A 9,416-nucleotide genomic window follows, 5' to 3' on the forward strand; every position below is an offset into this window, starting at 1 on the left:
ATTCATTTGATTCATTTGATTCATTTGATTCATTTGATTCATTTGATTCATTTGATTCATTTGATTCATTATTTTCAACTTGTTTTTGTTTAGAATTTTCAACTTTAGAAGCTTTTAAATTCTTTTCAAGAAATAACAAGCCGCCATCTGCATAACTAAAACTTGCGATACTAAAGAATGCACTAATTAACAGTAATTTAGTACAAAATTTATTTTTGAATAGCATGTTTATTTACTCTCATTTAATACTTGTTAGATATTCTAACTTTAAAGAATTAACACCCAGAGGACTCATAAATTACATTCTTGTAATTTTAAAATGTCTCAGGATGGTGTTTAAAGTGCGTGTGATAAATAGAAGTGTAATACAGGAAAATGGTAAGGTTTATCAGCCTAGTCATCTGTCCATTATGTAGAAAGAGCAGCACTTTAATGTTTATGCTGTTCCAATGTATTACATTCCGTACTTTCTATTTGTAACGTAATTTCAGTAATACTATGATTATGTTTTAGAACGTCTAAGGCCTTTTGATAGAGCTGATCTGGATTGCTATTAGGAGCAACTAAATGAGCAGTTAAATGAATGTTTTTTGAAGATATAGCCCAGACTTTCAACTGATGAATCCCTTCAACACCCTCTAGCATCAATAAATCATTTCTTAACGACTCAATATCAATCTCATCAGGAACTCCTTCAAGCAGAATATTAATACTTTGTTTTAATAAAATCCAAGTTCGAGGTAAGACCCAGAAGCCAATTAACACAGCGATTACGGTATCAACCCACATCCACTGGGTAAAATAAATAACTATTCCTCCGATAATCACGCCTATCGATCCTAGAGCATCACTAAGAACTTCTAAATATGCACCTTTTATATTTAGACTTCCTTCAGCACTAGCAGAAAGGATTTTCATTGAAATCAAATTTACGACCAAACCAATGACCGCGACAATCATCATTCCAACACTTTGAATTTCAGCAGGGTTCGTAAAACGTTGATAAGCTTCATATACAATATATATTGCTACCACAAAAAGCATCACCGCATTAAACAGAGCCGCTAAAATTTCAAATCGCTGATAGCCAAAAGTTCTTTTATCATCTGCGGCTTTTTTACCAATTTTGATAGCGGCAAGAGCAATAGCTAAAGCGGCTACATCAGTAAACATATGAGCTGCATCAGATAACAAAGCCAAACTTTGGGTAATAAAAGCAGCGACAACTTCTACTATTAAAAAAGTAGTCGTTAAACCTAAGGCAACCATTAACTTCTTACTATTTTCTTCAGTAACAACCGCATGGCTATGATCATGATGTTCTGACATAAAATATTTTCCTTATTCTATTTATGATGAGCAGAGATATTGGATAACAGCCAATATCTCTGCTGTAAATCGACTAATCTATTGGATTAAGAAACTTTCTTTTCATTCATCCAGCGGTACAGTACGGGCAATAAAACCAATGTAAGCAGGGTAGAGGAGATAATTCCTCCAATAACCACTGTTGCTAAAGGTCTCTGTACTTCTGCCCCAGTTCCGGTTGCCAAAGCCATCGGGACAAACCCAAGGGACGCCACACAAGCGGTCATCAGCACAGGTCTAAGACGCAAAATTGCACCCTGCCACGTTGCATAATAAAGGTCATATTGTTGTCGCAACTCTTTGATAAAGGTGAGCATGACTAAGCCATTCAGTACAGCCACCCCCGATAGTGCAATGAAGCCAACCCCTGCTGACATGGATAATGGAATGTCACGCAACCACAACGCGATTAAGCCTCCACATAAGGCAAACGGTACACCACTAAAGACCAGTAAGCTTTCTTTGATATTATGGAATACAGCCATCAATAAAATAAAGATCGTCAACAATGCGAGCGGAACCACCAATTGCATACGCGCTTTTGCAGACATCAGATTTTGAAATTGACCGCCATAATCTATCCAATAACCGCTTGGTAATTCCTGTTTGGATAACGTGCTCTGAAGCTCTGTTACGAATGAGCCTAAATCACGTCCTTCTACATTTGCAGTAATAACCACTCGACGTTTACCATTTTCACGGCTGACCTGATTAATACCCAGGATATTTTCAACGCGTGCCACATCTTGCAGTTGGACTAAACCACCATTCGGCAATTGAATAGGAAGTAGCGCTAACTGTTCAGGACTACGCTGGGATTCATCTAGACGGATGACAAAATCAAAACGCTTGTCTCCCTGTAAAATTGTTCCAACATTCTGGCCACCGACACTTGTAGCTACCAGATCCTGAATTGCTCTTACCGACAAGCCATATTGTGCAGCTCTGGACTTATCCACCTCTACATTCAACAAGGGTAAGCCACTGGTCTGTTCTACATTAACGGCTGTCGCGCCTGAAATTGAGTTAATTTTTTGAGAAATTTTATTCGCTTCGCGATTTAGAATCTCCATGTCATCACCAAATAATTTGACACCCACATCACTTCGCACCCCTGAAATTAACTCGTTAAAGCGCAGTTCAATGGGTTGCGAGAACTCACTGTTATTTCCCGGCAATGTCGCTAAGAAAGTAATCATTCTTTGGCGAAGCTCATCAATCGTTTGTTTTGGATCAGGCCATTCATCATGAGGTTTTAACAGTACCACGCCATCTGAAATGTTGGGTGGCATAACATCTGTGGCCACTTCTGCTGTACCGGTACGAGCAAAGATCGCTTTAATTTCAGGAAATTCTTTCAACAGTAACTTTTCAGTATTTTCCTGCATTCTCAGTGACTGTTCTAACCCTGTACTTGGGGAACGCATTTGCTGAACAGCAAAATCACCTTCACCCAGTTGAGGTGCAAACTCGCTACCTGTTTGAGTGGCTAGCACGCCCGTAAGCACTAAAATACAGGCAGCCACAATAGTCACAAATAAACGAAGCTCATAGGCTTTATCTAAAAGCAGTTCATATTTGGTTTTAAGCCAATGCATCCAGCGACTTTCGGTTTCCTTGACTTCTCCAGTGACAAATAGGGCAACTGCGGCTGGCACAAAAGTGACAGATAAAATCATGGCCCCAATTAAAGCCAGTACAACAGTCATTGCCATAGGATGGAAAAGTTTGGCTTCTACACCCGTCAGGGTAAAGATAGGTAGATAAACCACCAAAATAATTAACTGTCCAAAGATGAGAGGACGACGCGCCTGTTTTGCAGCCAAGAAGACTTCTTTAAATCTTTCAGAACGGCTAAGTAAACCACCTTTCAGCTTCTGAGCTTCTGCTAGCCGACGGATACAGTTTTCTACAATAACCACTGCACCATCAATAATAATACCGAAGTCCAGTGCCCCTAAACTCATCAGATTTGCACTAATCTTCTGCTCTGCCATTCCCGTCAAGGTAAACAGCATTGACAGTGGAATAACGCAAGCCGTGATCAGCGCAGCACGGAAATTACCTAGAAAGAGAAATAAAATAACAATGACGAGGATTGCACCCTCAATCAAATTTTTCTGAACGGTTTTGATCGCCCGATCAACCAAATGCGTACGGTCATACACAGTCTCAATCACCACACCTTTAGGTAGCGATTGCTGGATCGATTGCACCTTTTCATCAATGGCTTGAGCAACGGTACGGCTATTTTCTCCCATCATCATCATGGCAATACCCAATACAGTTTCTTCACCATTATAGGTTGCAGCCCCTGTTCTTAAGTCATGACCAATTGAGACATTGGCGACATCTGCCACCCGAATCGGATAGCCGTTTTTATTGGCAATACTGATGTTCTGGATATCTTCAATCGTGTTTAAAGTGCCGGGAACACGAACCGTTAGCTGTTGTCCATTTTTCTCAATATAGCCAGCACCACGGTTTTCATTATTCTCTGTTAAGGCAGTTTGTAAATCAGACAAAGGAATTTGCAATTGTTGCAATCGGTTCAGATCAGGGGCAACCACATAGGTTTTATTAAAGCCACCGATACTGTTGATCTCAGCAACGCCTTTTACGCGCTGTAATTGCGGTCTTACAATCCAATCCTGAATTTCACGTAAATCCATCGCCGAATAAGGGGTTCCATCCGGCTTTTTAGCATTTGGTTCGGCTTTAATCACCCATTGATAGATTTCACCTAAACCTGTCGAAATAGGCGACATGTTAGGTTGCACATCTTCAGGCATTTCTCCCATTGCTTCTTGCAAGCGCTGGTTGATAAGCTGTCTGGCCCAGTAAATATCCGTGCCATCTTCAAAAATGATGGTCACTTGCGATAAGCCGTAGCGTGAAATCGAACGGGTTTGTTCCATTTTCGGCATGCCTGACATGGCATTCTCGATTGGATATGTAATCCGCTGTTCCATTTCTAAAGCCGTAAAACCATTGGCTGAAGTGTTAATCTGCACCTGAGTATTGGTAATATCTGGTACAGCATCAATCGGTAACTTTTGATAACTATAAATACCAATAGCAATCCAAGCCGCAATAAACAGCATGACCCAGATTGCGTTATGGATAGAAAACTGGATCAGTCGATCAAACAGTCCTTCAGGTTTTACCGATTCGTGGTCTGGAATTTGAGGAGTTTCAGTGCTCATGTGAAGCCTCTCCTTTTTCCAGCTCGGATTTCAGTAAAAAACTGCCTTGAGCGGCATATTTTTGTCCCTGACTAAGCCCACTCACCACTTCAATCCATTGGCTCTCCCCAGATGATTGCCCTAATTTCACAGGTTGCGGACTGAATTCAACTTTTTGTCCATGCTGAGTGGCGACAAAAACCACATCTTTTCCATCGACATTCTGAACTGCGGACTTAAGTACCCGTAATGCGGTACTTTCACTCCGTTGTTGCAACTGTACGTTCACCATCAAGTTTGGACGTAATTCGGTTGCATTCGATTCAACTTTTGCTCGCACCTGAAGACGACCTGTTTGAATATCCGCTTCAGTATTTAAAGTCTGAATAACAGCTTGATAAACCTTTTCTGTTTGCAAGGATTTAAATTCGATCTTTTGATTCGGGGCTAAGCCCATAATTTCAGAATTTGGAACAATAAATTCAAGCCAGAGTTGATCTAACCGGTCTATCGTAAAGAGTTGATCGGCTAACTGAACATTTTCCCCGAGAACCAAATCCTTTTTACTGATCACGCCAGAAATTGGGGCTTTTAAAATATAGCGCCCGTTACTAGCATTCACTGCACCAAATGCGCTTAAACGTGATTGGGCCGCTTGAACCTGAATTTGTGCCCGTTTATAACTGTTATAAGCCCGTTGATAGTCCTGTTTTGCTGAGATACCCTGTGACCACAATTGACGCTCACGCTCAAAGTCTTGTTTCGCCAGTTCCAGATTGGTTTGTTCAATTTTAAGATTGGCCTGCTGATCAACTAGATCAGGAACAAGCAATGTAGCCAAAGGCTGCCCTTTCTGAACTTTTTGGCCGAGTTCTACATAAACATTTTCTACATGACCGCTAAAACTCGGTGAGACATGCGCTTGCTGATCCGTATTCACATTCAGTTTGGCAGGATAAGAACTTAATTTAACCACCGGACCTTGATCGACCGCTGATAACTGTATGCCCTGTTCCACCAGTTGCTTGGCCGTCAGGCTCACGCCTTCTGCATGCTCTTCGGCTTCACCGCCATGTTCTTCACTTCCATGTTCCTCTGCGCCTTCTTCCTCTGCATGTTCATCTGATGTTTCAGATTTATTCTTACCCGACAAGATCAAGAAAATACTGAGGAGTACGGTAGCGCCGATAACCAAACTAATCAGTAGAGGTTGAGAGATTTTTCCGCTCTGTTTTTTTAAGCTGTTTTTAAGATCGAACATGTTAATTTCCCCCACCAATGACAGGCATGGCCTGTATGTCTTGCCATAAGTTTTGATTGATTTGTGCAATAGCATCTTTCGACATGACTTCACTTGGGCTAATGCCTAAGCTCAAACTTTCTGCTTCAATGGCCTTTTGCCAGCCATCCCGTAACAACTGGACTTTACGCAGACGGATGTCTTGTAATTGAAGCGTGGCTTGCTGAACATCGGTTAAAGCAAACTTGCCTGCCAAGAAACCTTGTAGCGTCTTACTTTGAACTTGAGTCGCCAAAGGAATTTGAGTCTCGTCAACGACTTTGAATTGCAGCTCTAAACCCTGCAACTCGGTTAAAATTGTGCCTATTTGCAGCGCATTTTGCTTCAGATAAAACTCTTTCTGACGCTCTAATAAGTTCATTTTTTCTTGCGCGATTTTTATGCCATTTTGCTGACGATCGAAAATATTAAGCGGTACACTGACTCCGACTACTAATTGATTTTGTGTGGAGTTTTCCAAGGATTGGGTGCGGTTGACACCTAGGTTTAAAGTGGGGTTAGGACGTGCCTTTGCCCTTAGTTGATCAACCGTTGCTTGAGACTCTAATACCAGTAAAGCTCGATATTTCTCAACGTAGTTTTCCGCTAAATATTCTTGAACCTGTTCATGAGTCGATTTTGGCCAGAGCTTTTGTGAAGAGAGGTTTACCTGCAATGACTTATCAGACGTACCCCATAAATTTGATAATTGTTGGGTGGCCACTTGTACCTGTAAGTCTGCCTGTCTAAAAAGACGGATATTTTCAGCATGGCTTAAACGTGCGCGATTTACATCTACTTGGGCAATACTGCCTGCATTAAAGCGCTTTTCGATTGCTTGAAGGTTTTCTTGGCTCACCCGAAGTTGTTCATTGACAATGTTTTTTTCAAGTTCAGCAATGGCCAGTTGTGACCATACATATTTCACTGCAAGCTCAATTTGTGCTTGATAAATCTTCTGTTTCAGCGCTGTTTTATCTGTAGAGAGACTGGCTAATTTTTGGTTTGCTCTTCGCTCACCAAAAATATCCAAAGGTTGTGATATACCGATGGTAAGCTCTTTTTCATTATTTGAACCAAATCCCGTTTGTTCAACTGACAGTTCAGGATTTTTAAACAGCTTACTTTGCTGAAGATTCGTGGCATTAATGCTGTTTTGCGTTTCCCAGAAATTTTGGGACGCTTGATATTGGTTAACCTGCTCAATAGCTTGCTGCAGCGTTAAATCTTGAGTACTGGCGACTACGGAAGTACTGAAGCTGATCATTGCAGATAGCAAGATACCGCTACCTAAGGCTGACCAGGATAAATTCAGGATGGAGGTATCCTGATGTAATTTGTTTTTTGACATGAAAATGCCCCACGCATAATGAAATTAGGAGTGGTGGGCTTTTATAAGACTACCCCACCAATAGTAGGGGCAAATCGGGAGGCGGGGTTAATTGATCCAGATAAGGGGGTTTATAAAAAGTTATTCCCAAATAAGTTGGGGTAATGCCGGTCTCAAAATTAGCTTTAAGCTTCAGATCATCGGGTGGGTCAATCTGAATCACGATTGTATTTGAGAAATGACTGCACTTTTCGTTAAAACAAACCTTCTGACAATAGTCATAGATTTCTTTATAGTTTTCTAGGGAATAAAGTGCTTGACGAGGACTATCACTCTTTTCGTCTAAATCGATTGGATTAGAGAGTATTGAATTGGGTATGTTTGGCATTTCATGCAGACAAGCAGCCTCTGCCACACTCCAAATATTCTGGAATGTGAATAAGAGTACCAATATCTGGATTAGAAATGTTTTTCTCTTCATACACAAATCTGTATTTAAAACACCAATCGGAAGCTAACCAAAGCTATCTAAGATCTGATCACAAAATTTAAGTCACCTTAATCTTTTTGCAGCCTTAAGTAAAGATATACAGAATTTTTGAAAAAAGCATAGGTCTAGATAATCAAGCTAGATTTTTTAGAACTCCACATTGGTCAATTGTACATAAGCCATCACAAGTACCTCTTAAATCAGATAATTGTTCAATAAGCTTTTGTTGCTTGATTATATTTTCCCTGATAGCACTGACATGTAAGTCAATTAATTCATTCACATCTGAACAATTTTTCTCAGGTTTGTCTTTATAGGTAAGTAATTGACGAATTTCATTCAAACTCATATTTAAAGTTCGGCAATTCAAAATAAATTTAATTCGCTCAACATAGCCTACATCGTAAAGGCGGTAATTTCCTTCCGTTCTTTCCGGTTCCGGAATTAAACCTTCCTTTTCATAAAACCTAATTGTTAATACTGAACATGAGGTTTTTTTAGAGAGTTCACCAATTTTTAAATGCATTGAGTTAGTATTTCCAAAGATTCTTGACTCTATAGTAACTATAGGGATTCTAATATTCAAAGTTTATAAATTTTTTTAATGGGTATAACTATGAGTGGCTGTGGATGTAGTAAAGAAACACCATGCGAAGATAAGAAATCTCAACAAGAAAATCATCCATCAATTGCAGAAGCAAACAATTCAAAGAATTGTGATAATACGCCTAGCTGTTGTGGTGAAGAGGAAGAAGAAAAATCTTCATCTCCTTGCTGTAACACTTCAAACAGTTGTGAAGATACCGCTCAATCCTGTTGTGGTTCTGATCCCAAAGAAAATTTAAGCACTGAAGACGTTTTAAAAGATTCGCACTACATGAGTGAATACTTAGTTCCCAAAATGGATTGTTCTGCGGAAGAACAGATGGTTCGTATGGCGCTATCTTCAATTGATGGTGTTCAAAAACTCATCTTTGATTTACCTAACCGTTCTTTAAAGGTTCTACATAATCAAAAAGATGAAAATATAACTACCAAACTTGAAGCTTTGGGTTTTGGTGCAAAGCTTGTGAAGACTGAAACTTATATAAGCAATCAACAGGCTAAGCAAACAAGTACCTATACCATTCCTAAAATGGATTGCTCTGCTGAAGAGCAAATGGTCCGTATGGCTCTTGCAGATATTGAAGCAGTTAAAGGTCTTACTTTTGATCTTCCCAATCGAAAACTGAAAGTCTTCCATAATGAAGGGATTCAGCAAATTACGGCCAAACTTGAAGGACTGGGTTTTGGGGCGAAACTTGATGAAACACAGCTTTCTACAGGCGATATACCTAATGAACCTGATCCTGTGAGACAAGCTAAAGTACTTAAACTGTTATTAGGCATTAATGCTCTACTTTTCTTTATAGAATTCATCAGCGGAATTATTGCTGCGTCTACAGGATTGATTGCTGATTCTCTAGATATGTTTGCCGATGCAGCCGTTTATGGTATTGCGCTATATGCCGTCGGAAAAGCTGCGAAATATCAAGTGAAAGCAGCCCATTTCGCAGGTTGGATTCAGTTATTACTTGCTGTCATCGTGATTATTGATGTCATTAGACGATTCATGTTTGGAAGCGAGCCAGAATCAACGCTCATGATTGTTATTGGCCTGCTCGCACTTATAGCTAACGTGACATGCTTATATCTTATTTCTGGTCATCGAGAAGATGGCGCACATATGAAAGCCAGTTGGATTTTCTCGGCGAATGACGTTGT

Annotated in this window: 8 protein-coding genes; 1 reads left to right on the plus strand and 7 read right to left on the minus strand. The window is 40.1% G+C overall.

What is annotated here, in order from left to right; translation table 11 throughout:
• The 7 genes from F899_RS00130 to cadR form a co-directional block, all read right to left on the minus strand.
• On the minus strand, positions 1–226 hold a 226-nt coding region (locus F899_RS00130), incomplete at its 3' end, for a hypothetical protein (protein WP_005220160.1).
• Positions 227–429: 203 nt separating this feature from the next.
• A complete protein-coding gene (locus tag F899_RS00135; protein WP_005220161.1) occupies positions 430–1,329 on the minus strand; it encodes a cation diffusion facilitator family transporter in 900 nt (299 codons plus the stop codon).
• A gap of 86 nt (positions 1,330–1,415) precedes the next feature.
• Positions 1,416–4,574 (minus strand): efflux RND transporter permease subunit, encoded by a 3,159-nt coding sequence (locus F899_RS00140; RefSeq protein ID WP_004781064.1) that lies wholly within the window; start codon positions 4,572–4,574, stop codon positions 1,416–1,418.
• Positions 4,564–5,814, minus strand: a complete 1,251-nt coding sequence (locus F899_RS00145) for an efflux RND transporter periplasmic adaptor subunit (RefSeq protein ID WP_005220162.1) — start codon at positions 5,812–5,814, stop codon at positions 4,564–4,566. The genes F899_RS00140 and F899_RS00145 overlap by 11 nt, the downstream gene beginning before the upstream one ends.
• 1 nt (position 5,815) lies before the next feature.
• Positions 5,816–7,183: a TolC family protein gene (locus tag F899_RS00150; protein WP_004281854.1), complete on the minus strand. Its 1,368-nt coding sequence runs from the start codon at positions 7,181–7,183 to the stop codon at positions 5,816–5,818.
• 49 nt (positions 7,184–7,232) lie between these two features.
• Positions 7,233–7,643: a hypothetical protein gene (locus F899_RS00155; RefSeq protein ID WP_004733191.1), complete on the minus strand. Its 411-nt coding sequence runs from the start codon at positions 7,641–7,643 to the stop codon at positions 7,233–7,235.
• Between the two features lie 142 nt (positions 7,644–7,785).
• Entirely contained in the window at positions 7,786–8,178 is a 393-nt protein-coding gene (cadR, locus tag F899_RS00160) for a Cd(II)/Pb(II)-responsive transcriptional regulator (RefSeq protein WP_000550240.1), read from the minus strand.
• A gap of 90 nt (positions 8,179–8,268) precedes the next feature.
• Here cadR and F899_RS00165 point away from each other — a divergent pair.
• A partial coding sequence (locus F899_RS00165) for a cation efflux transmembrane domain-containing protein (RefSeq protein ID WP_005220163.1) occupies positions 8,269–9,416 on the plus strand: 1,148 nt, incomplete at its 3' end.

The sequence above is a fragment of the Acinetobacter sp. CIP 101934 genome (assembly GCF_000369585.1).
Classification (GTDB): Bacteria; Pseudomonadota; Gammaproteobacteria; order Pseudomonadales; family Moraxellaceae; genus Acinetobacter; species Acinetobacter schindleri.